This is a genomic window from Tepidibacter hydrothermalis (assembly GCF_029542625.1).
Taxonomy (GTDB): Bacteria; Bacillota; Clostridia; order Peptostreptococcales; family Peptostreptococcaceae; genus Tepidibacter_A; species Tepidibacter_A hydrothermalis.
Genome location: NZ_CP120733.1, coordinates 602,807 through 628,532 on the forward strand (window position 1 = coordinate 602,807; position 25,726 = coordinate 628,532).

General features: G+C 27.9%; 21 protein-coding genes. 14 read left to right on the plus strand and 7 right to left on the minus strand.

Features of this window, described 5'->3' with window-relative positions; translation table 11 throughout:
• Window positions 1-31: 31 nt before the first annotated feature.
• From P4S50_RS02600 to P4S50_RS02610, 3 genes are all read right to left on the minus strand, one after another.
• Window positions 32-829, minus strand: a complete 798-nt coding sequence (locus P4S50_RS02600; RefSeq protein WP_277732947.1) for an ABC transporter permease subunit — start codon at window positions 827-829, stop codon at window positions 32-34.
• A 228-nt stretch (window positions 830-1,057) separates the two neighbouring features.
• Window positions 1,058-1,855 carry an ABC transporter permease subunit gene (locus P4S50_RS02605; protein WP_277732948.1) on the minus strand — a complete coding sequence of 266 codons (798 nt, stop codon included), beginning with the start codon at window positions 1,853-1,855 and terminating at the stop codon, window positions 1,058-1,060.
• Window positions 1,856-1,860: 5 nt separating this feature from the next.
• Window positions 1,861-2,745 carry an ABC transporter ATP-binding protein gene (locus P4S50_RS02610; protein ID WP_277732949.1) on the minus strand — a complete coding sequence of 295 codons (885 nt, stop codon included), beginning with the start codon at window positions 2,743-2,745 and terminating at the stop codon, window positions 1,861-1,863.
• A 340-nt stretch (window positions 2,746-3,085) separates the two neighbouring features.
• Between P4S50_RS02610 and P4S50_RS02615 the strand changes: the two genes are divergently transcribed.
• On the plus strand, window positions 3,086-4,048 hold the full coding sequence (locus P4S50_RS02615) for a DegV family protein (protein ID WP_277732950.1): 963 nt from the start codon (window positions 3,086-3,088) through the stop codon (window positions 4,046-4,048).
• A 620-nt stretch (window positions 4,049-4,668) separates the two neighbouring features.
• On the opposite strand, the gene P4S50_RS02620 is transcribed toward P4S50_RS02615, so the two are convergent.
• The 3 genes from P4S50_RS02620 to P4S50_RS02630 form a co-directional block, all read right to left on the minus strand.
• Entirely contained in the window at window positions 4,669-5,901 is a 1,233-nt protein-coding gene (locus P4S50_RS02620) for an aminopeptidase (protein ID WP_277732951.1), read from the minus strand.
• Between the two features lie 252 nt (window positions 5,902-6,153).
• A complete protein-coding gene (locus P4S50_RS02625) occupies window positions 6,154-7,137 on the minus strand; it encodes a stalk domain-containing protein (protein WP_277732952.1) in 984 nt (327 codons plus the stop codon).
• A 422-nt stretch (window positions 7,138-7,559) separates the two neighbouring features.
• Window positions 7,560-8,447: an anion permease gene (locus tag P4S50_RS02630; RefSeq protein ID WP_277732953.1), complete on the minus strand. Its 888-nt coding sequence runs from the start codon at window positions 8,445-8,447 to the stop codon at window positions 7,560-7,562.
• Between the two features lie 410 nt (window positions 8,448-8,857).
• Between P4S50_RS02630 and P4S50_RS02635 the strand changes: the two genes are divergently transcribed.
• From P4S50_RS02635 to P4S50_RS02675, 10 genes are all read left to right on the plus strand, one after another.
• The gene (locus P4S50_RS02635) at window positions 8,858-9,487 is read left to right on the plus strand and encodes a hypothetical protein (RefSeq protein WP_277732954.1); all 630 of its coding nucleotides are present in this window, start codon (window positions 8,858-8,860) and stop codon (window positions 9,485-9,487) included.
• Window positions 9,488-9,579: 92 nt separating this feature from the next.
• Window positions 9,580-10,884 (plus strand): Na+/H+ antiporter family protein, encoded by a 1,305-nt coding sequence (locus P4S50_RS02640; protein ID WP_277732955.1) that lies wholly within the window; start codon window positions 9,580-9,582, stop codon window positions 10,882-10,884.
• Between the two features lie 70 nt (window positions 10,885-10,954).
• Window positions 10,955-11,377: a metal-dependent transcriptional regulator gene (locus P4S50_RS02645; protein ID WP_277732956.1), complete on the plus strand. Its 423-nt coding sequence runs from the start codon at window positions 10,955-10,957 to the stop codon at window positions 11,375-11,377.
• Window positions 11,378-11,489: 112 nt separating this feature from the next.
• Window positions 11,490-11,726 (plus strand): FeoA family protein, encoded by a 237-nt coding sequence (locus P4S50_RS02650; RefSeq protein WP_277732957.1) that lies wholly within the window; start codon window positions 11,490-11,492, stop codon window positions 11,724-11,726.
• A 14-nt stretch (window positions 11,727-11,740) separates the two neighbouring features.
• On the plus strand, window positions 11,741-12,511 hold the full coding sequence (locus P4S50_RS20125) for a FeoB small GTPase domain-containing protein (protein ID WP_331489686.1): 771 nt from the start codon (window positions 11,741-11,743) through the stop codon (window positions 12,509-12,511).
• A gap of 3 nt (window positions 12,512-12,514) precedes the next feature.
• Window positions 12,515-13,888, plus strand: a complete 1,374-nt coding sequence (locus P4S50_RS20130) for a nucleoside recognition domain-containing protein (protein WP_331489687.1) — start codon at window positions 12,515-12,517, stop codon at window positions 13,886-13,888.
• Window positions 13,889-14,098: 210 nt separating this feature from the next.
• Window positions 14,099-15,259 (plus strand): ATP-binding protein, encoded by a 1,161-nt coding sequence (locus tag P4S50_RS02660; RefSeq protein WP_277732958.1) that lies wholly within the window; start codon window positions 14,099-14,101, stop codon window positions 15,257-15,259.
• 2 nt (window positions 15,260-15,261) lie between these two features.
• On the plus strand, window positions 15,262-16,035 hold the full coding sequence (locus P4S50_RS02665; protein ID WP_277732959.1) for a response regulator: 774 nt from the start codon (window positions 15,262-15,264) through the stop codon (window positions 16,033-16,035).
• A gap of 299 nt (window positions 16,036-16,334) precedes the next feature.
• Window positions 16,335-18,335, plus strand: coding sequence for a methyl-accepting chemotaxis protein (locus P4S50_RS02670; protein ID WP_277732960.1), 2,001 nt, complete (start codon window positions 16,335-16,337; stop codon window positions 18,333-18,335).
• 64 nt (window positions 18,336-18,399) lie between these two features.
• Complete coding sequence (locus tag P4S50_RS02675) at window positions 18,400-18,948, plus strand: HD-GYP domain-containing protein (protein WP_277732961.1); 549 nt, start codon at window positions 18,400-18,402, stop codon at window positions 18,946-18,948.
• A 114-nt stretch (window positions 18,949-19,062) separates the two neighbouring features.
• On the opposite strand, the gene P4S50_RS02680 is transcribed toward P4S50_RS02675, so the two are convergent.
• Window positions 19,063-19,782, minus strand: a complete 720-nt coding sequence (locus tag P4S50_RS02680) for a hypothetical protein (protein WP_277732962.1) — start codon at window positions 19,780-19,782, stop codon at window positions 19,063-19,065.
• 346 nt (window positions 19,783-20,128) lie between these two features.
• On the opposite strand from P4S50_RS02680, the gene P4S50_RS02685 reads away from it, so the two are divergent.
• From P4S50_RS02685 to P4S50_RS02695, 3 genes are all read left to right on the plus strand, one after another.
• A complete protein-coding gene (locus tag P4S50_RS02685; RefSeq protein ID WP_277732963.1) occupies window positions 20,129-21,070 on the plus strand; it encodes a phosphoglycerate dehydrogenase in 942 nt (313 codons plus the stop codon).
• Window positions 21,071-21,322: 252 nt separating this feature from the next.
• Window positions 21,323-23,317, plus strand: a complete 1,995-nt coding sequence (locus tag P4S50_RS02690) for a methyl-accepting chemotaxis protein (RefSeq protein WP_277732964.1) — start codon at window positions 21,323-21,325, stop codon at window positions 23,315-23,317.
• Window positions 23,318-23,574: 257 nt separating this feature from the next.
• Window positions 23,575-25,572 carry a methyl-accepting chemotaxis protein gene (locus P4S50_RS02695; RefSeq protein WP_277732965.1) on the plus strand — a complete coding sequence of 666 codons (1,998 nt, stop codon included), beginning with the start codon at window positions 23,575-23,577 and terminating at the stop codon, window positions 25,570-25,572.
• Window positions 25,573-25,726 lie beyond the last annotated feature (154 nt).

Here is a 25,726-nt window from a genome sequence, read left to right on the forward strand (position 1 = left end):
TAAAATAATCTTAATCAACTTTACTACATCACTATACATTTAAATCTCTATTTTTATAAAATATATAAGTTCCTACTAGTGATAATCCAATAATTATAATAGAGAGTATTATAAAAACGGTATCAATACCATCTCCTGAAATTATTGATTCAGCCTTAAAATACTGAAAAGGAGTAATGTATTTTAAATCTTGAAATTTATCATTCATATTTATAATCATAGATAGCATAAAAGTAATAAGAAGTATTCCGGTAGAGGTAGATGTAGCTGTATTAGGTTTCTTACTTACAGAGGATAAAAGTGAACCTATACACATAAATATAAGTTGAAGAACAAACATACCGATCATCAACTTTGTTATATATCCAAAGGTTGCATCGCCCTCATTAAAATAATCAACAATAAGGTATGATGTAATAAATGTAACTATATTTAGAATAATAATATTTAAAAGGGCTGCTAATAGCTTTGATGTTATAATTTTATTTCTTGAAACTGGTTTTACAAATAAGAATTCTGTAGTTTTATCTTTTTCTTCTTTTGATATAATATTTGAACCAAGCATAACAGCATGAACAGTAGAAATTAATATAAGATATAAGAAAAGAACACCATAGAATCCAAGAGCTGTTGATAAATCAAAACTACTTATGCCTAACATGTTTAATAATGATTTTGGATAGATATTAATAATATCATTGATAGATTGTTCTGAACTAGAAAAAGCTAAAAATTTTCCTATGCTTCCTACAATCATTGCAACTATACCTAGACACCATAGAATAAGTGATTTTCTATTAGCTTTCATTTCTCTAGTAAATATATTCATTTATCAGACCTCCTCTATTTTAAATATGATAAAGTGAAACTTAATTCAGATGGAGTTTTTATTCCATCTGAATTTCTAGTTGCGTAAGTGCCCTGTGGGTAAACTAATCCAGAAGCTGTAGAATTCTTATCTCTAGCCTTAAGAGGATAGAGTTTTAGAATTCTTAGCTTTCGGATAAAGTGAAACTTAATGCAGATTAAGTTTTAGAACTTTTATTTTTAAGATAAATCAAACAGCATGAATATCTTTTTTATCATATATAACATAACTTGAGATAATGCAAACCAAAACGATAATTAATGATATAAAGATAAAAGTAGTTTCATATGAACTATTTTCTATAATATAAGCAGGGTTAAAATATTTAAAAGGCGTTATATACCTAATAATATCATCGGAATCTGTTGAACTTAAAAAGCTTATAAAATAGAAAATAAACACAGTAGCAAGAGAAATAGATAAAACAGATTTAATTTTAGGTAGTATCACTGAGATCATAATACCCAGTGACATAAATATTAGTTGTACGAATAATAATGTTATAGAAATCATAAAAAATATTTTAAAGTTATAATCCTTATTTTTTACAGACGATGCAATTAAGTTTGAGGCAACTATATAAACTAGATTGGTAATTATTAAAGATGTAATTACTGCTAATATCTTGGATGTTAAAATTTGTGTTCGTTTAATCGGTTTTGTTAACAGAAAATCTGCTGTTTTTTCACGTACTTCCTTTGATATAATTGAAGCACCTAAGTTCATAGCTTGAATTGCTCCAATCAGAACTATGAATGAGAATGGAAATGAATAGTAACCTAAAATATTGTTAAAGCTTTCTAGTGAAATACCCATCATATTTCTTATAGATTCAGGGAATCCTTCTAACAAAGTTTTAACATCTTCAATATCGCTTGAAAAAGAGGGGAAAAGTGAAAAAAATACGAGAACCATTACAACTAAAGATAAAGTCCATATAATAGTAGATTTTCTATAAGCTTTTAGTTCGTGTAAATATATGTTCATTTAACTTATTCCTCCTCTGAATAATAATGCATAAAAATTTCTTCAAGATCAGGTTCTTCTATCCAAATATTAGATATCTCAATAGATGAAATCTTTTTCATAACTGCATTGATATCGCCCTTATAGATGAAATTAACTGTATTTCCTTTTAGCTTTAATTTATTTACACCAGCAATGTTAAAGTAATCTTTATGTAATTTAGACAACATCTCTATCTTGAATTTTTTATAAGTATTTTCTTTTAAAGTAGACATATTTTCTAATTTTACTATTTTACCTTCTTTAATAATAGCAACACGATCGCATAATTTTTGGACTTCAGTTAAAATATGGGATGAAAATAAAATTGTTGCACCTTTCTTATTTTCTTCTTCTAATAAATCGAAAAATTTTTGTTGCATAAGAGGATCAAGTCCACTAGTAGGCTCATCAAGAATAATTAATTTAGGTTCGTGAAGTAGGCCTTGAACTATACCAACTTTCTTCTTATTTCCGAATGATAAATCATCGATTTTTTTATTTAAGTCAAGATTCATTGTGTTTGCTAAATAATCTATTCTTTTATTACAGTTCTTTTTATAAAAGCTAGCCGAATACTTCAAAAGATCAATAACTTTCATATTGTCATAATAAAAAACTTCAGATGGTAAATAACCGATTTCTTTTTTTATTTCAGGTCCATATTCTGAAACATCCTTGCCAAATATTTTAGCACTACCACTAGTTGGATATATTAGAGATAAAAGTGTTCTAATAGTTGTTGATTTACCCGCACCGTTTGGACCTATAAATCCGAAAATCTCTCCTTCCTTAACACTAAAGCTTATATCATCGATTCCCCTTGATTTACCATAAGTTTTAGTTAAATTATTGGTTTCAATAACATTCATTCTTAGAACATCTCCTTAAAAATATGATTTTTCTAAAACTATTCACAAATCTACTACTATTAACGTTATTGTTTACAAACAAATCTATATTATTCCTTTTTATAACGAATAGAAAATTATATGATTTTTAAATTGTATACAATATTCATAAAAGGAATATATATATAATTATTTTAAATGTTTATACAAATTAATTAATTTGTACAAAAAATATTACAAAATCAATGTATGAACTGTATAATAACATAGAGGGACTTTAATGACACATATGATTGATATTTCGATTATCGGGATAAAATAAAATATAGACATAAAATAAGATAACTATTGGAGGGTATTTATGATAAAAATTATAGCAGATTCAACTTGTGATTTATCTCAAGACTTAATAGATAAGTATAGCATTGGGATAGCTCCGTTGACGATTAATATAAATGGGAAAACGTATAGAGATAGAATAGATATAAAACCAGATGAGTTTTACAGTATAATCGAAAATTTAGATAAAGAAGCAACAACTGCAATGCCAAGTCCTACAGAGTATTTGAAAATAATGAATGAAGCTGTAGTAAATGGATATACACAGATAATATGTATATGTATGTCAAGTGGTACTAGTGGTTCTTATCAATCAGCAGTTATAGCTAAAGATTATTTTTATGATGAGAATGAAGGGTCTGATGTTGAGATTCATATAGTGGATTCAAAGTGTATGAGCCATGGAAGTGGATGGTTAGTTCTAAAGAGTGCTATGTTAAAAGAGCAAGGAATGAGTTTTGAAGAAATAGTAGAATTCAATGAAACTTATAAAATAAACGTTAAGCACTTTTTATCTGTTGATGATTTAGATCACTTAATAAAGAGCGGTAGACTTTCAAATTCAAGTGCTTTTATAGGTAAGATATTAAAAATTAAACCTATAATGAGTATGAAAAAAGGAAAGGGAGCAATAGTAGCAAAAGAAAGAGGACGTAAAAGAGTTTTAAAACATTATGTAGACGAATTTATAAGTAGAAATGATGAGGAAGCTACAGATTTTATAATAATAGGATATACATCTGATATTAGTGTTGCTGAAAATCTAAAGAACAAGATAAATCAAGAGACTGATTTCAAAGGCAAGATATATATTATGCAAATGGGAGTAGCTGTGGGAACTCATGTAGGTCTTGGAGCTGTATCTATGTTTTATATAGAAAAAGGACATAAAAAAGATAACCTTCTTATAAATGAAGTAAATGGTCTAATGGAGAAAAAAGCTGAAATAATGGAAAGAATAAAAAATACAAGATTGAACTCTTAAAAAAGTAGCTACCTAGATTTAGTACAAATGAAATCTGAGTTCTTTTTTAGTGTTTGTGGGTTATTAAAAACTATCTATAAAAATACCGCGAATACAACAATATTTTGAATATAACTAAGTTTTTATCTTATTAATAGTCCTAAAATTTACGAACTCCCTACGGTCAGACACGCAAATTTTTCAACGGACTATTAAACGATAAAATGTAAGTTATATTAGTCAAAATATCTAGAAGTATTCACTAACATTTTTATAGACAGTTTTTAGTATTAATCAATATATTGTGAAATTGATCATGCTCCACTACAAAATAAAAAAGATTATGGATTTTTATTTCTTATTGATTTATAAGAATAGAGCAATTTGAATTGGTTTAAAATCTAAGAGCTATATTAAAAAAATAAATGGCATTAAAATGTTAGCGAATGATTTAAATATTTTTGTATAAAACTAAAGTTACAGCGTTTGAATATACGTTAAGAAAGTTCGTTGTTTGACCATTAGGGAGTTTAGAACTTTTAGGATATTCAATAAGATGGAATTTATAGTTTTATTAAAAATATTTAACTTATGAGCGGTATTTTGATGCCATTTATTTTGGGTTAAGCACATAATTTTTACTATATAGTCCAATTACCATCTTTAAATATTTGAATTTTTTCTCCATTATGAGTTTCACCAACTATATTCATATCACTAGATCCTATCATAAAATCTTCGTGAATTAATGAATTGTTAGCACCAGCTTCTTGAAGCTGTTCAGAACTCATCTCAGTTCCATTTTCTATACAGGTAGGATAAGCCATTCCAAATGCTAGATGACAAGATGCATTTTCATCGAATAAAGTATTATAAAATACTATATTTGAATTTGATATAGGTGAGTCATAAGCAACTAGAGCTACTTCACCAATATAAGAAGCACCTTCATCTGTTTCTAATAATTTTTTCAAAGTTTCATGACCAACTTCAGCTTTAAAGTCTACGACTTTACCATCTTTAAATGTTAAAGTGAAGTTATCTATCAAATTACCAGCATAGTTAAAAGGCTTAGTATTTTTGACAGTTCCATTTATTCCAGTTTTAAGAGGCATTGTAAATACTTCTTCTGTTGGCATATTAGCAACAAAATAAGTTTTATTAGCATTATCTTCTCCGCCACCAGCCCATAAGTGACCTTTTGGAAGTTCTATAGTAAGGTCTGTTACACTTGACTTCAAGTGAAGAGACTTAAAGTTTTTATTATTTAAAAATTCAACTCTATTGTTAAGTGTTTGAAGATGTTCATTCCAAGCGTTTACAGGATCATCCTTATCAACTCTAACTATTTTGAATATATTATCCCAAAGTTTTTGAATTGCTTCATCTTCTGATATATCTGAGAATACTTTTTTAGCCCAAGCTTTAGTTGGAATTGAAATTACACACCAAGATATTGTGCTATTCATTATGTACTCTCTATAGTTTTTAAGAGCAAGAGATCTTGCTTTATTAGCAGCTGCAATTCTCTTTGGATCTACATCTTTTAAAAGCTCTGGATTAGAAGCTGATATAGATATAACTGCAGCACCGTTTTTAGCTAAGTACTCAAGACCATCAGCTTCCCATTTAGGAAACTCGTCAAAGGCTTCATCTGGAGCATTTAAATATTTAATAAGAGCTAAATCTTCATCGCCCCATCTTACATGAACATTTTTAGCTCCATTTTCATAAGCGCATTTAGCTACTATTCTAGTAAATTCAGCACATTCTATAGGAGAGTTGATTATAAGCGTCTGTCCTTTTTGGATATTAACACCAACCTTAACTGCAAGTGAAGCATATTTTTCAATGTTTTCATTAAAAGTATTCATTTAATCACCCCTTCTTTAAGTATTATTAGATAATATAAGTTAATTATACAGAAGTGACCAAAAAAAGGGAAATAAAAAATTTGTCTACTCGCTAACGCGGTGACTCATGATCCAAACAAGTCTTACGATTCTGTTGCTTAAAAATAGTTGTAAGTATAGTTCTTTTATCAATGTTACTCATAGAATGAAAATTTTATAACCGTTTAACGTAAAAAAATACTGCTTATAATTGTATAAGCAGCATTAGAAAAACTATAAATAAAAATCGTGATTTTGAATGGTTTTAAAATAAAATCTATTCCATACAATCCAATTGTTAGTTGATTTTCTTGGATTTAAAAAGTAAAGACATGTTGATATATTATTATGTCCTTCAAGTGCCTGTTTTGCAGCTTGAATACTATCATTTGAAGGTGTGTTATATATTCTACCATTAGCAACGGGCGTATATTGAATTCCATAGTTATTATCGAAGATAACACCTTTTATACTTGCTGGGAATAAGTCACTATTTTTTCTGTTTACTATAACATTTGCAACAGCTAATTTTCCTTCATATGATTCTCCTTGAGATTCTGCGTGTACTAATCTAGATAGCCAGTATAAGTCTTCACTAGAGTAGCTAGGTACATTATCATCAACAATATTTTTATTAGAGTAATTTTCTGTTTGAATATCTACTACATAGTCATATCCATTCCAGTCAACAGAGCAGTCAAATGTTTCGGCTATAAATCGAACAGGCACGAACGTTCTTGCATTGTATATATTCACAGGTGCATCAAGAGCTACAGAAGAGCCGTTTATAGTAGCTGTACTAGAATATATAGGCAATCTGATGATTTTGTCTTCATATTCTAATATAGCTTCTTGTGAACTTTGATCCCATGATACATTAGCGCCTAAGCTTTCTGCTATAAATCTTATAGGGACGAATGTACGCGAATTTTCTATATAAGGATATTGATCTGTAGAAACTACTTTACTATCTACCTTTATAGATATTGCTTTTTGATCTTTTACAGGCTTAATTTTTATTAAACTTCCAGAGTAAAGATCGTATTCTGATGGGGTATTTAATGAACGAATAGTATCCACACTTGTATTATGCTCTTTTGCAATAGAAGCATATGTATCCCCGGTTTGAACCGTATGCATAAGATATGACTGTGCATAGGAAGTAGAATTACCTAGTAGCAGAGCGGCGAAAATTAAGCTCGATATTAGTTTTTTCATTATGAATTCCTCCTTTGTAAGTCATTTACAATTTTATCATCGCAAGAAAACGCATACAATGGAACAAAAATGGATTATGAACATAAAATTGTAAATTCGAAGAATTGGAATACGTTTGTATATATAGATAGATTGCATATATATCAAAAGCGGTAAAATATCAAAAAATAGGATTCTATTGAAAAAACTAACAGTTATAAAGTGAAACTTAATTCAGATGGAGTTTTTACTCCAACTGAATTTTTAGTTGCGTGTGCCCTGGGGGTAAACTAATCCAGAAGGTGTAGAGTTCTTATCTCCAGCCTTAAGAGGATGGAGACTTAGAACTCTTAGCTTTCGGATAAAATTTTAAATTGGGGGAAAGATGTTTTCTGTGAAACTAAAAAAAGATAGACTTTTCAGTCTATCTTTTTTTTATTATATTAAGCTACGCTTTTATTTTCTTTAGATACTGATTCTTTATATGATTTGAACATCATAACTGTTGTATATACAACAACGAATATTAATAACCATTTTAATAGGTAAACATTCATAGACTTAACTAAAAATGCAGCTATTAAAACTCCAATTGGACCCATAACGTTAACTGCCATAGAACCTTGAGCAGAGTGAGTATCTTCTTTTATGAACTTCATACCAGCAAAAGGTAATAAAAGTGCACAAGAACCCATCATTATAGGGAATGCTGCTATTGGAGACATACCTAACATGTAAACCATAGTCATACATGGAGCAAAAAGTCCTATACCTAGAGTATTTAAAGCTCCAAATAGGAAGTTACCACATATAGCTATTATAAGTTTAGTTCCATGAAGACCCATAGCATCTCCACCAACTGGGAAAAGGTTTAACTGACCAGCAAGTAATATTATTGCCATAGAGAATAAAGCTATTCCCATTGCAAGTTGTATAGTTTTCTTAGGAAGCTTAGATATAAGTCCAGCTCCTACAATTGCACCTGCAAGTGCTGCAACTATCATAGAGAATAAAGTTAAAGGTTCAACTTCAACAGATGCTATAAATATACAAGCCTGTACTAAAGTTGGGATTGTTGCACCAACATTTAATGTTCCAGGTAATTTTTCATCACTAACTAAATTAAAGTTTTTAAATAAAGATGTTTCTATAGCGAAACTACTAAGACCTAAAGTATCAAAGAAGTTTGCTAGAGCTCCTACTAAACCCATTTTAATAAAACTTTCTGTTTCTAATCTGCCTTCTGCTTTTCTCTTCATGTAAGATTGAATAAGCATAAAAGTAAATGGTATTCCAGAAGCAATCATAATTCCTAAAAGTATTTTTGCCATTTAATAATCTTCCTTTCACAATATAATAATTTTGAAATAAATAGAAATTAGTGCATACGCTTTATATAACTATTTAATAGATAGATAGTTATATAATTATCAAATTTACTTCGAACAAATTAAATTATATATTATTTTGAGATTTAAGTCTACTAAAAAATGAAGTATTTTGTAAAAAAAAATATAGCGTCAAATCCCTAAATATCAACAAGGAAAACGATGTATTTGATGCGAGATACAGTTGTTTTCGTGTTTTCAAAAATTAAAATATTGCAAAAATACAATTAATATAGAATTTTTAAAAAACTATAAATGCACATTGTTGTCGATAAAAGTTGTTAAAAAAATAACTAATATTATTTTGAAATTTGTTATATAATTTAATGTATATGATAAAAAAGGTGGTGTTTATGATTTTTGAAAAACTATGGGAAAAATATATAAGTAAAATAGACTTTGAAAAATATAAGAATGAGTTGGTAAATTATAAAAATATATTATTTGAGTATATAAACAAAAGGTTGATTAAATTTAGGGAAATTAGTTTAAATGGAAATATTATAGGAGATAGGGCTGTAAGTATCAAACTTTATCATGAATTAAAATATAAAAATAATATATTATTTGAACAAGGTAGAGACTATTTATTATATACAATTAAAGATAAAGGATTAAACGATTGGAATTATAATATATTTAGCATTAAATATAATTTAAATATAGACAATAAAATAGCGGATTGCATAACAATAGTATTCAACAAAAATAATAACCTAGATATAGAGAGTATATTAAATCTGTCACAAAAATTTTTACCGCATGATAGTATTGCAATATCTAGTATAAATAAAGAATATATAAAGTTTGATTTAAATGATAAAGGTGAAAAGATAAAATACAATATAAAATATGAAAGTAAAAAATTAAGGAAAAATACAGGAAAAAGTGAGATCTCATTAGAGATATATAAGATTGTTGAACCTCTTTTGTATAGTGATGAGGTAAGAGAGCAGTTTATAAGAGTAAAAATTTCTAATTAAAATTTTTGAATTAGAAATTTTTACTCTTTACTTTACTTAAATAAAGTGGTAAAGTAATGAAGTGGCAAAAAGTTAGAGGAGGTAATTGAGTTATGCTGATGAATCCAGTTGTAATATCTGTTATATTAATGACGGCATTATGCCTTATGAGGCTTAATGTTATTTTATCTTTAATAATATCTGCTATTAGTGCAGGGTTATTATCGGGAATTTCTATTGATGAAATTATGAACATCTTTATAAAGGGAATGGGTGGAAATACAGAAACAGCTCTTAGTTATATTTTATTGGGAGCTTTAGCGTGTGCTATTCATAAAACAGGTCTTGCAGACATATTAGCTAGAAAAATAGCTAAATTAATAAAGGGAAAATCTGTTTTGTTAGTTATTTTAATTGCGGTTATAAGTATTTTTTCTCAGAATCTTATACCAGTTCATATTGCATTTATACCTATATTAATTCCACCATTATTAGGAGTTATGAATAATCTTAAAATAGATAGAAGAGCTGTTGCTTGTTCATTGACATTTGGGCTTCAAATGCCGTATATGTGTTTACCTATTGGTTTTGGACTTATATTTCATAATATTATAAGAGATCAGATGAATGCCAATGGAATGAACATATATACTAATATGGTATGGAAGGCGATGCTTTTACCTGGAATAGGTATGCTTATAGGTTTATTAGTTGCTGTATTTATAACTTATAGAAAAGGAAGAGAATATGTATCAGAAGAGATATGTATGGATGAGATTGCATGTACGTTAGATGAAAGTATGGATAAAAAACACTATGTTTCTATGGTGGCTGCATTATCTGCTTTGACAATACAGTTGACACTAGGATCACTTCCTTTGGGAGCTTTAGTTGGTATAATTATAATGGTATTATTTAGAGCTATAAAATGGAGTGATATAGATGATATTGTAAGTGGTGGCATAAATACTATGGGATTTATAGCATTCGTTATGTTAGTAGCATCGGGATATGGAGCGGTTATTAGAGCAACTGGAGCGGTTGAGACTTTAGTTCAATCAGGATCTATACTTATGGGATCTAATAAGTTGATAGCAGCAACGATTATGATTTTATTGGGTCTTATAATAACTATGGGAATAGGAACTTCATTTGGAACTATACCTATAATAGCAGCTATATATGTGCCACTTGCATCTACTATAGGATTTAGTCCTATGGCTACAATAACACTTATAGGAACGGCAGCAGCTCTTGGAGATGCAGGCTCTCCAGCTTCTGATAGTACGCTTGGACCAACTTCTGGTCTTAATGTAGATAATCAACACAATCACATATGGGATACTTGTGTTCCGACTTTTTTACACTATAATATTCCTCTGATTATATTTGGAATAGCAGGAGCTTTAATATTTTAATCATAAATCCTTAATTAAATAATATTATTTAATTAAGGATTTATTTATATATATGGAAAGGAGTTTCTTTATGTTGTCTCCAAGTCTTGAGGATTATTTAGAGGAAGCGTATAGGCTTTCTTTATATAATAAAGAAATTAGAGTAAAAGATATAGCGGGATGCTTAAACTTTTCGATGCCATCTGTTGTTAAGGGTCTCAAGAAATTAGATGAGCTTGGATATATAAGGTATAGGCCATATGAAAAAATAAAATTACTAGATAAAGGGAATAAAAAAGGGAAATTTTTGGTAGATAGAAACTCTTTATTAAAAAAATTTATAACTATTATAGGTGCTAATTGTGATATTAACCAAGAAGCTGAGGCTATGGAACATTATTTCAGTATAGAAACTATAAAATCTATAGAAAAATTAATAGTTGTTTTAGAGGAGAACGAGGATATAGTTGAAAAAATAAAGAGTTTAAAAATGAATAGTGTGCTAGATCTATAACTCAAAACCGCCCATTTAAAGGGCGGTTATTTTTATATTATTGTAACTAAATTTATATTTATTCATAGTATATTATGTATAAAAAGTTAGCCATGGCTAAGGAGGTGCTAATATGCAAACAACTCTTAATGACCTAGATATAGCTCAAAAATGCATAGTTATAGGTCTGTCAAATCAAGGAATAGCAAGACGAAGAATGTTAGATTTAGGTATAGTACCTGGTGCATTTATAGAGGTTATACGAAAAAGTCCTTTAGGTGAGCCTAAACTTTATAAAATAAAGGGAGCTATGATAGCTCTTAGAAAAGAAGAAACAGTAAATATATTTATAAAAACTATTGAAGCGTAAAGGGGGGAAATTATATGGGATGCAACTGCGATAATTGCAATAAGTGTGAATATAAAAATAAAATAGAAGAGTTTGATATAAAAATAGATTCAAAAGAATCCCTTGTTATAGCGCTTGCAGGTAATCCAAACGTAGGTAAAAGTACAGTATTTAATGCACTAACTGGACTTAAGCAACATACAGGTAATTGGCCTGGAAAAACTGTAGCTAATGCTAGTGGAAGCTATACTCATAAAGATAAAAAATTTACATTAGTTGATTTACCAGGAACTTATTCACTTTTAGCCAATTCTGTTGAAGAAGAAGTGGCTAGAGATTTCATATGTTTTGCAAAACCTCATGCAACAATAGTAGTTGCTGATGCTACATGCTTTGAAAGGAACCTGAATCTTTTATTTCAAGTTATGGAGATTACTGATAATGCAGTTTTATGTTTAAACTTATTAGATGAGGCAAAGAGAAAAGGTATATATATAAATATTGAAAAATTAGAAAAAGAACTAGGAATACCTGTTATTGGAACATGTGCAAGAAAAAAAGAAGGATTAAGTGAACTTATAGATAAAGTATACGACGTTAGTCTGAACAAAGTAAAATGCAGTCCGAAAAAGATAAAATACTCAAATTTTATAGAAGAAAAAGTAGAGAATTTGATTCCAAAATTAGATTCAATATTGGGAAATGAAATTAACTTAAGATGGGTTGCTCTTAGAATATTAGAAGGAGATACTTCTATAATTAATTCTTTATACAAATATGTATATATGGGAAAAGAGGTGGATTAGATTATGCAGGATATAGAAAAATTATCTACATTAATAGATGAATACAGCGAAGAAGAAAAACAGAAAGTAAGAGATGAGATGGTTTTTAATATATACGAGAACGCAAAGGAACTGTCTGATAAAATAGTAGAAAAGGATGAATCAAAAATAGATATAGATAAAAAAATAGATGATGTTCTTACATCTAAGATTACTGGATATCCTATAATGTTTATTTTATTAGGATTGGTATTTTGGATTACTATAGTAGGGGCTAATTATCCATCTGCTGCTATAGCCAATTTTTTATTTGCAATAGAAGAAAGATTGACAGATATATTTATATCACTTAATGCTCCTAAATGGCTTCATGGAATGTTAGTTCTTGGAATGTATAGAACACTAGCATGGGTTATAGCTGTTATGCTTCCTCCTATGGCAATATTTTTTCCGTGTTTCACACTTCTTGAAGATTTAGGATATTTACCTAGAGTTGCATTTAACTTAGACAGATTGTTCAAAAAAGCAGGAGCGCATGGAAAACAGTCACTTACAATGAGTATGGGCTTTGGATGTAATTCAGCTGGGATTATAGCTTGTAGAATAATAGAATCTCCAAGAGAAAGACTAATAGCTATGGTTACAAATAATTTTGTACCATGTAATGGAAGATTTCCAACACTAATAGCTATAGCATCTATATTTGTAGGAGGGTATTTTGCAAGTAGCTATCAAAGCTTAGTTGCATCCTTCTTTATAGCTGGATTAGTACTTGTTGGAATAATAATGACATTAATAGTGTCTTGGGCACTTAGTAAAACTTTACTTAAAGGTGTTCCATCTTCATTCACATTGGAATTGCCACCTTATAGAAGACCCCAACTATTAAGAGTAATATATACATCTATAATAGATAGAACGATATTCGTATTATTAAGAGCAATTGCAGTAGCAGCACCTGCGGGTATTATAATATGGATACTTGCTAATACAATGATAGGAGATGCAAGTATATTGACACATATGGCACAATTTTTAGACCCATTTGCACAATTAATAGGTCTTGATGGGTTTATATTAATGGCATTTATATTAGGACTTCCAGCAAATGAAATAGTCATACCTATACTAATAATGTCATATATGTCAAAGGGTGCTATGCTTGAACTTGATACATTGAGTAGTATGAAAAATCTATTCATACAAAATGGATGGACATTTATTACAGCACTTAATGTTATGCTATTTTCACTGCTTCACTTTCCTTGTGCAACAACATTAATTACTATAAAAAAAGAAAGTGGAAGTTATAAGTGGGCATTAATATCAGCAGTAATTCCGACTTTAATAGCAGTCATAGTATGCTTTATAACAAAGCAAATAAGTATTTTATTATAAAATGAAAATATAAGGAAAGTACAAAAAAGCTTATTGAAATACCATGTTGGTTAATATTTCAATAAGCTTTTTTTTTATTTAAAATCTAACACAATAAGCAATTTTATGATATAGTAATAAATTGTTATAAGCTTAGATTAAAAAAATAAAAATAGAATTTAACTATTAAAATATAGTAAATAGTACGATATAAAATAAGGAGGCGATTTTTTGGAATTAGGTCTGAATTCATTAGGAGTTAGTTGTTTACCTGAGAAAATGGATAGTCTTATATATAACACAGGCGAACCAATAGAATTAACAGCTGAACTTGAAGTAGTAAAAGAGGATAGTAAGGTTGAATTTTATATAAAAAATATAAATACTATGTTTAGTGAATACTTGAAGATTGCCCCTAAAGAAATAATAGGTAAAAATATTTTAGAATTATATGAGCCTTGTTCTGCCAAGTTATACTATGAAGTAGCTTTGAAAATATATAATAAAGAAATCAAAGAAGATTTAAAATTTTATATAAAGCGTACAAATAGTGGAAGTGACATTATATCGTTTAATGAAATAGATTTAGAGAAAAATGCAAGTTGTTTTGAAATTTCAGTATATCCTTTTGCTGAAGATAAAGAAATTAAAAAAATGTTTGTTGTAATTAAAAATGTGACAAAACAGTTAAGAAAAATTCAAATTTTAAAAGAGCAATATGTAGTTAAAAATTATAATGACAAAATAATAAGCATGTCAGATATGATATCTAATTTATCACATGTATGGAGACAGCCTCTTAATAGCTTGAACTTTTGTATTTTAAACTTAATAGATGAACTAAAAGAGGAATGTAAATACTGTGTGGATTTAGAAGATTATTATAATGAAATGTGGGAAATAATGAAAAACTTATCTAAAAAAATAGATAAATTTCAGTCTTTCTTTGAATGTTCAGAGCACAATGAATACTTTGGAGTGAAAAAATGTATAGACTTAACATTTGAAATAATGGAAGAAAAAATAAAAAAAGATAATATAAAAATAAATATAGAAATGGATGAAAAAATTAATATATATAGCTCACCTAACGAATTTTCACAATGCATATATCATATTTTTTGTGATGTTATTGAATTTTGTAAAAAATCGTTTGATATTAATAATAGAATGGTAAATATAGAAATATATTCAGATGCTAAATATATTAATTTAAAAATAAAATTAATATATGATAAAGAAAAATATAAAACAATAAATTTAAATCTAGAAAATCTATTTACTATAAAAAATATAATTGAGCAAAGAATGAACGGGACAATTGATTTGATAGATGATGGCTTGGAAAACGGAGTATTATTAAATTTTCCGCTGGTTGTTGAGGAGGTTTAAATATGGAAAGTTTAAGTATGTTAAAGAATGTAAAAATTTTGTATGTAGAGGATGAACCTATTACAAGAAATCAGGTTGAGAGATTTTTAAAAAGAAGAGTGGGAAAAGTTATATTAGCTGAGAATGGGAATGATGGAATAGAAAAATTTAATGAGCAAAAGCCAGATATAATAATAACAGATCTAGTAATGCCAGATATGAGTGGTATTGAAATGATGAAAAAAATTAGAAATAATGGCTCGAAATGCCCTTGTATTATAACTTCAGCTTTATCAGATTCAAAAACTATTTTAGATACTGTAGATTTGAAAATAGAAAAATATTTAATAAAACCTATAGATATAAACGCTCTATTAAAGAGTTTAAATGATATAGTTATTGAGGAATTAGAAAGTAATAAAAATGTATTAGTACTTGATGATGAAGTTATTTTAACTGATGATAAGAAAAATGAGCTGGAACTTGAAATTAGAAATATGTACTCAAAATATCTTAAAAGGGTTACAGGTAAAGGAGCTAAACTTATTCAAGTTCTTATAAAAGGAAAAGAAATAGAAATACTATTAAAAGATAATTTAACTGTTATTGAAGAAAGTTTATTATCATCTGGTTGTGGATTTACAACTATAGAGACAGTAAGAAAAAATATATATATGAATACCAAATCTGAAATCGAAAATCAGATATCTACTTTGATAAATCGAAAAATAGTATTAGAAAAAACAGAGATATACCCAAAAGAAAAATATGAGAGAGTAATATTTAATATTAAATAATGAGATTACAAAAACTTAATTGACTATATTATTGACAAAAAAATACACAATATGATAATATTATTTATACAAAAGCATGTTTATTCTTCGAACTTATAAAGTAAAAGTAGATATATGACATATAAGCTATTTTTAAGAAGAATTGCGTTTAAAAAATAAAATATATTTCATGGAATAACTATTTAAATCAAATAATAAATTTGCAATTTGGATGGTCCATAACTAGAGACTTACAAAAAGTCTTTAATTATGGACCATTTTTATTTTGAAAAATATTAATTAGAAAGAAGGTAAGTTTTATGAAGACAAGTATTAGAATGAAATTAATAGCACTTATTTTATCATTAATAATAATACCACTTACACTTGTAGGGACTATATCGTATCAAAGAGCTTATGATGGTATGGATAAGCAGTTTAGGAACTCTATGGAAGAATTAAATATACAAATAAAAAGCTCTATTCAAACTTATTTTAGAGGATATGAACAAAGTATAGGTATGATTAGTGATAATATGAATCTTAAACACAGTTTTAATAATCCCCAAGCTCAAGTTTTTTTAGTTGATGTATTCAAAAATTATATTGAGAATAATGAAGATGCATCTAGAATATACATAGGAACTACAGATGGAAAAATGATTATATATCCTCAAACAGATTTGGGAAGTGATTTTGATCCTAGAACAAGAGAATGGTATCAAATGGCAGAACAAAAACAAGCTGTAGTTTGGACAAAACCGTATATAGGTAAAGCTGATGGCAAGCTACAAATTACTTGTGCAGCTCCTGTTTATGAAGATGCAGAAAAGAGTAAATTTATTGGAGTAGTAGGAGTAACAATACCTTTGGATGAATTATCTAAAAAAATAAGTTCTATAAAAGTAGGTCAAGAAGGATATTCTTGCATTATAGATTTTAATAAACAATATGTTACACATAAAGAAAGCAAATATATAGGACAAAAAATTACGGTTTCAGAGATAAGTAATGCTATAGATAAAACTGAGAATGGAATCGTAGATTATAAATGGAAAGAAAAAGATGGAAGTACAAGCACGAAGTTTTGTGTATACACAAAAATACCTGAAATGAATTGGACTGTACTATCGGCAGTTGAAATTAATGAAATAAAAAAAGAAACTAATCCAATATTCTTTAATACTATATTGACAACAATAATTTCACTTATAATTGCATGTGTAGTAGGAATTGGTTTTACAAATAGAATTACAAAACCAATACAAACAATAGTAAAAGATATAGATAAAGTAAAAGATGGAGATTTTACAGTAAAAACAAATGTTAAATCTAATGATGAGATTGGATTACTAGCGGATAATTTCAATGTTATGGTGGAAAATGTAAAAGCTCTTTTATTAGAGGCAAAACAGGTAAGTGAAGAAGTAACTTATTCTGCAACTAATTTAGCTGCTACATCAGAAGAAACTAGTGCATCAGCTGAAGAGATAGCAAGAACTGTTGAGGAGATAGCAAATGGTGCTAATAATCAAGCTCATGATGCTGAAAAAGGAGTTAAAATAGCTTGTGACTTAGATGTTAAGTTTAATGATCTATCAAATAACAGTCAAAATATGTTCAAAAATGCAAATGAGATAATGGATATTAATACATTAGGGATATCTGCTATAGAAGAATTAAAACAAAAAACAAATTTAAATAATAGCTCTATTGATAAAATAGAAAGCGCAGTAAACCAATTGAGTGAAAAATCTAGTTATATAGAAGGAATATTAGGCACAATAAAATCTATATCAGAGCAGACAAATTTATTAGCTCTTAATGCATCGATTGAGGCAGCTCGTGCTGGAGAAGCAGGAAAGGGATTTGCAGTAGTAGCAGATGAAATAAGAAAACTTGCAGAAGGTTCAGGCAATGCAAGTAATGAAATAAAAGGAATAGTAGATGCTATTCAAGAAGAAAATAAAAATACAGTTGATATTATGAGAGAAGTAAAAGCAGTATCTTTAGATCAGACAAAATCAGTTGAAGATGTTAATAATGCATTTGAAAAAATATCAAGCTCAATAGCTAATATATCAACTAACATAGATGAAGTTAATGAATATATACATAACATAACAAATGATAAAGATTTAATAGTTCATTCTATAGAAAATATATCAGCAGTATCACAAGAAACAGCAGCAGCATCAGAAGAAGTTACAGCATCCGTGCAACAGCAATCAATGGCAGTTGAAGAAGTAGCTAGAAATGCAGAAAAACTTAATGAACTTTCTTTGAAACTTAATCATCAAATAGATAAATTTAAAATATAAATATTTAAGGGTAGGTGAAGGGAGTCATCGTATATTTATAAATATACGATGACCAGTTATAAATATGGGGAATAGAGAAGATAAAATTTTAAATCATGGATATAGAGTTGCTTTATTGGCTAAAGAACTTGGAAAAACTATTGGGTTGTCGGAAAAAGAAATTGAGCATATTTATATAACGGGATTGAACCATGATATAGGAAAACAATATTTGGATATTAAAATATTGAATAAAAAAGGAGTACTTACAGAACGGGAAAAAATATATATAAAAATGCATGTTTTATTGTCTACAAGTACAGCTATTGAGAAAAAAATGGATGTATATATAGTAAAGGGGATATCGCATCATCATGAAAATTTTGATGGGACAGGATATCCATATAATCTTAAAGGCAATGAAATACCTATACAATCTAGAATACTAAGAATCGTAGATGAATATGATAATCTAATGATGGATACATTTTTTGGTAAAGGTTTGAGAAAACAAAAAGCTATAAAAACTATGGATAAAGATATACATAAATTTGACCAAGATATATACTTGGAATTTAAAAAAATGATTGATAATTATGATATATATTCAAGTGAATTGAAAGCTGTAAATTAATATATGTACTAAGGTATTTGAAAAAATATAGAACTTTGTTTTTATACAAAATAATAAGCCTGAAATTGATGTTTTAAAATTCAATTTAAGGCTTATTATTTTATATAGTTTCATTTATGTATTAGGTATGAGTTTTGATTTTTTTAATAAAGTATTTCTTATATCAAGGTTATTATCTGCAATTTTATAAAGATCTAATAGACTAGTCATTATATTAGATACTTCTCCTAATATGTTGTCAAAGCACTCAAGATATTCTTCATTTGTATTATCCTTCTTATCTAGAACATTAACAGCAGTTTGGTTTATTGTAGATAAATTATAAATCTCGTATTTAACTTTGTATATAAGATTTGTAAGGTCTTTTGAAGAACTTTTTATATTATTAGAAACATCTCTAATTTCTTTTATTTTATTATTAAAGTCATTTGTTTTTTTACCAGAATTATTTTCAATAGATATATCACAAACAAGAGTATTTAAAGTATCAATTGAAGAATCTAATTTGTCTATAACATCTCCAAGTTCAATTATCATAGAAGCTATTTCTTTTGTTTTTGCATCAATAGCATTGACAGATTGTTTTATTGCATAATCTGATTCAAGGAGTTTGTTGACTTTTATAGAATTCTCTTTAGAATAAGTCTTTATATTATTATTGAATTTAGATAATTCCTTTATTTTTGTATAAAGAGAATTTATATTTTTATTTGATCTAGTTAATATATTTGCACTTGAACTTAATCGGACATCTTTTTTGTTATGTGACTTAACTTTTGAGTTTGAAATATCTTTTGAATCAGTAGTGCTTAGATTATCAATAGATTCATGCATAACTTTTTTCTTATTAAAAGAATTTTTTAGAATAGAAAATAATAATACGTTAAGGCCTATAAGAAATGCTGAATATATCAGTAATATTCGCTGGAACGTAATATCAATATCAAACTTTGCAAAAAAAACAATAGATATTGATGACATAATTAGTATAAAAGTTATTAATGAAATAATATGTTTTTTGTGTTTTGACTTAAGCATAAATACCTCCTCTAGATGTTAATGGCAAAAATCTACAATTTTTTTACCCATATTATAGTATACGAGGGGCAAATAGAAAATGGGTACCTAATTTAAAAAATAAAAAAAATTTATATGAATTATATAAAGGAGATGATTAAAAGTGAAAGCATTATTTACTTACAATTATGGAAAAGAAAAAATGAATAAAATTAAGGAATTGGGGTATGAAGTTATATATATAAATGAAAAAGAAGTTTGTAACAATGAAAACATAAACGATATAGATGTTCTTGTTTGTTATAATCCTTTTGAAAACATTGATATGCAACAATTTAAAAAACTGAAATTAATTCAGTTATCAAGTATTGGAATAGATCAAGCGCCTATTGATTACATAAGAAAAAATAATATAATGCTATCTAATAATAAAGGAGGATATAGCATACCTATTGGGGAGTGGATAATACTTAAAATACTTGAAATATATAAGAATAGCTTGTATTTTTATAAAAAACAAGAAAATAGAGAGTGGAAGATAAATACTAGTTTATTAGAACTGTATAATAAAAATGTGGGCTTTATAGGAACTGGAACAATAGCTATTGAAGCTGCTAAAAGACTTCAAGGGTTTGGTGTTGATGTATATGGTCTTAACACGAATGGAAGAGATGTAGAATATTTTGATAAATGCTTTTCTATGGATAACATGGATGAATTTTTATCAGAATGTGATGTTGTTGTAGTATCTATACCATATACAAAAAAAACTCACCATTTGATAGATGGAGAAGTTATAGATAAGATGAAGGATGGCTGTGTTCTCATAAATATAGCAAGAGGAAGTATTATAAATGAATTGGATTTAATAGATAAAATAAAACAAGGAAAGTTTTTAGGTGTGGCACTAGATGTATTTGAGAGAGAACCTTTATCTAAAGAAAGTCCTCTTTGGGATTTGGAAAATGTTATATTAACTCCTCATAATTGCTGGATATCAGAAAATAGAAACAATAGAAGGTTCGAAGTGATTTATGAAAACTTAAAAAGACTTAAAGATAAAGAAGACTTAATAAATTTAGTTAATTTAAGTAAAGGATATTAAAATTTTCTATAACGAATAGGAAATCATATTCCTTTTTAAGTTGTTGATAAATATAATTTTCGTTATGAGTTTCAAAAAAGTTTACATTTAAGATTCCTTCTAAAGAAGAACTTTTTTATATTATTTGGAAATGAAAACAAATTGACAAATAAAGACCTTAAATGATAAAATTTTTACAAATAAACAATTATTTTGAATAGTCAGACAAAGTTTCGTTTTAAAAAAAATTAAAATATGGGAGTGGGAGGGCTTATGAAGAAGATTGGAATAAAGACAAAGTTAATATCTCTTGTTTTAGGACTTATAATAATACCTATGTTAACTTTAGGGATTTCTACACATTTAAAAACTTCAAGAATAGTTGGTGAAAACTTTGTAAACAGCACTAAAGAATTAAATAATCAAATTGAATATTCAATTAAAAATTATTTTTCTAAATTTGCAAGAGGTGCTAAACTATTAGGCCAAAATATTAATTTTAAGGATATAGTTGAAGATCCAAGCCATGAACCGTATTTAATGGATTTATTAAAAGCTTATAAGGAAAGCAATCCAGAAGCATTAAGTGTTTATATGGGAACTGAAGAAGGTAAGATGATGATTTATCCAAATTCACAGTTGCCAGATGGTTATGATCCTAGAGAAAGAGGCTGGTATAAGGAGACAAAAGAAAAACAGTCTGATAGTATGTCAAATGTATATGAAGATGTTATCGTTGGAGGATTTGTAGTTACATATTCTGTTCCTGTATACAATCTTAATAATAACTTTGTAGGGGTTATTGGTATTGACTTACCTATAAAAGAGTTGAATGATGAGATAACTTCTATAAAAATAGGTAAAAAAGGATATCCGTATCTAATAGATTCTGAAGGTAAGTTTGTAATACATAAAGATCAAAATCTTATAGGTAAGGAAACGCAAATTAAAGAAATTCAAGATGCTATGAATAGCAACGAGGACATAGTATACTATGAGAGAGAAGAAAATGGAATAAAACATTCTAAATTTTCTGTATTAACAGAGATGCCTGATTTAGGGTGGACTGTACTTTCGTCTATATACTTAGATGAAGTGGATGAAGAAGTTAATTCTATAACTAAATTTATTGCAATGATTGGAATAATTACTTTAATAATTGCATCTATAATAGGTTATGTACTTACAAATAAAATAACTAATCCTATAAAAACTATAGTTGGAGATATGCAAAAAGTTAAAAATGGAGATTTTACAGTTAAAACTGATATTAAATCTAATGATGAGATAGGAGTATTAGCAGATAATTTTAATGATATGATACAAAATGTTGAGAGTCTTTTAATTGATGCAAAAGAAGTTAGTAAAGAAGTTTCAGATGCATCTACTAATTTAGCAGCTGTATCAGAAGAGACTAGTGCATCTGCTGAAGAAATAGCTAGAACTGTTGAAGAAATAGCACATGGAGCTACTAATCAAGCTCAAGATGCTGAAGAGGGAGTTAAGCTAATATCAAGACTTAATGAAAAATTCATAGAGCTAGATGACAATAGTAAAAATATGTTGGAAACTACAGCTCAAATAGCTGATGTAAATGAACTTGGTATAAAGTCAGTAAGTGAATTAAAGCAAAGTAACAATTTAAATAACGATTCTATATCTAAAGCAGAATATGCTATAAATCAACTTAGTGATAAATCGAATCATATAGAGGGAATACTATTAACTATTAACTCTATAGCTGAACAAACTAATTTACTAGCACTTAATGCATCTATTGAAGCGGCTCGTGCTGGTGAAGCTGGAAAGGGATTTGCAGTTGTAGCTGATGAAATAAGAAAGCTTGCAGAAGGATCAGGTAAAGCTACTAATGAGATAAAAGAAATTGTAGAGGCTATTCAACAAGAAAGTGCTAATACAGTTGATATTATGAAAGAAGTAAAACAAGTATCGTTTAATCAAACTCAATCTGTTGAAGATGTTAATAATGCATTTAATAAAATATCTGATTCTATATCGGCTATTACGATGAGCATTGAAGCTGTGAGTGAACATATAAATGATATAACAACTGACAAAGATTTGATTGTAGAATCTATAGAAAATATATCAGCTGTATCAGAAGAAACAGCAGCTGGATCTGAGGAAGTAACCGCTTCTGTAGAACAACAATCTATGGCTATAGAAGAAGTTGCAAAAAGTGCACAAAATCTTAATGAACTTTCATTAAAGTTAAATAATCAAATATCAAAATTTAATATTAGATAGTAAACTAACCCTTAGCATTATTTATATGCTAAGGGTTAATTTTATTTTGATATTAAAAAATATATAAAACGGAAAGTATCAAAGCGTAATGAAATGTAGAAAAATGTTGAAAAAAAGGTTAAATAATGCTAAAATGGCAGTGTGGACCTAGGTGGCATAGGTCTGAATACCTAAAAAGAAGGTGAGTTAGATTAATTACAAATTAAAAAAGTTGTGTGAGTTTTGTTAAAAAATTTAGAAACAGGTGGCGAACTTTTATGAAAAACAAAATGGGAATAAAATCAAAGTTAATATCTCTTATTATAGGACTTATAATAGTGCCTATTCTAATTTTAGGTATTTCTATGGATGTAAAAACTCAAAAAATAATTGGTGCAAGTTTCGTGAATAGCACTAAAGAGCTAAATAATCAAATAGAGTATTCAATAGAAAACTATATATCCAAGCTTTCAAGAAGTGCTAAATTATTAAGTACAAATATTGATTTTAAGGAAATTGTGAATAAGCCTGAATATGAACCGTATTTGATCGATTCATTAAAATCATATAAGGAAAACAATCCAGAAACATCGGGTATTTACATGGCAACTGAAGAAGGTAAGATTATGTTATATCCAGAAGTAGATTTACCGGAAGAGTTTGATCCTAGAGAAGAAGATTGGTATAAAGATACAAAAGAAAAACAGTCTGAAAATATGACTAAAGCATATGAAGATTCTACTGTTGGAGGCTTTATTATTACATATTCGGTACCTGTGTACGACAATAACAATAAATTTATAGGGGTTATTGGAGTTGATTTACCTTTAAAAGAACTAAGCGAGGAGATAACTTCTATAAAAGTAGGTAAAAAAGGATACCCATATATACTAGATTCAGAAGGTAGATTTATAATACATAAAAATACAGATCTTATAGGTCAGAAAATGGAAGTTAAAGATATTCAAGATGCTATAAAAAAAGGTTTAGACATAGCAAATTATGAATGGGAAGAGAATGGTAAAACATATTCTAAACTCTCTGTGTTAAACAAAATGCCTACTTTAGAATGGACTGTTATTTCATCTACATATTTAGATGAAATGGATGAAGATGTAGATTCTATAATTAAATTTGTTATAATGGTTGGCTTTATTACTGTATTTATAGCATCTATAATTGGATATATATTTACACATAGAATAACTGATCCTATAAAATTTATAGTTGAAGATATGCAAAAGGTTAAGAATGGAGATTTCACAGTTAAAACTGATATTAAATCTAGAGATGAAATAGGAATATTAGCTGAAAACTTTAATGATATGATAGAAAACGTTAAAGATCTTTTAGTTAATGTGAGTGAAGTTTCTATAGATGTTTCTGGTGCATCTACCAATTTAGCAGCTGTATCAGAGGAAACTAGCGCATCTAGTGAAGAAATATCAAGAACTGTTGAAGAAATAGCTTCAGGAGCTACTAATCAAGCTCAGGATGCTGAAGATGGAGTTAAGCTTATACTGAGACTTAATGATAAAATTGTAGAATTAGACAACAATAGTAAGAATATGTTGGAAACTACTGATCAAATATCTAGTGTAAATGAACTAGGGATAAAATCAGTAAGTGAATTGAAGCAAAGTAATGACTTAAATAATGATTCTATATTTAGAGTAGAACATGCTATAAATCAACTTAGTGATAGGTCAAATCATATAGACGAGATGTTGGTGACTATAAATTCTATAGCAGAACAAACCAATTTGTTAGCTCTTAATGCATCTATTGAAGCTGCTCGTGCAGGAGATGCTGGAAAGGGATTTGCAGTCGTAGCTGATGAAATAAGAAAGCTTGCAGAAGGATCTAGTAAAGCTACTAGTCAAATAAAGGAAATAGTAGATAATATTCAAGAAGAAAGTGCTAATACAGTTAATATTATGAAAGAAGTTAAACAAGTATCGTTTAATCAAACTCAATCAGTTAAAGATGTAAATGATGCATTCAATAAAATATCAGATTCTATATCTGCTATTACTATGAGTATTGAAGCAGTAAGCGAACATGTAGAGGATATAACGGATGATAAAGATTTAATTATTGAGTCTATAGAAAATATATCCGCAGTATCAGAGGAAACAGCTGCAGGCTCTGAAGAAGTAACTGCTTCTGTTCAACAACAGTCTATGGCTATTGAAGAGGTTGCAAAAAGTGCACAAAACCTTAACGAACTTTCGTTAAAGTTAAATAATCAAATATCAAAATTTAATATAGAATAGTATATTAACCCTTAGTATTATTTAGATACTAAGGGTTAAATTATTTGAAAGCTAAAAGTTCTAAAACTCCAGTTTTTTTATTATATAGGAAATTATATTCCTTTTTAACTTGTGGATAAATATAACTAAAGAAGAACTTTTTTATGATATAATA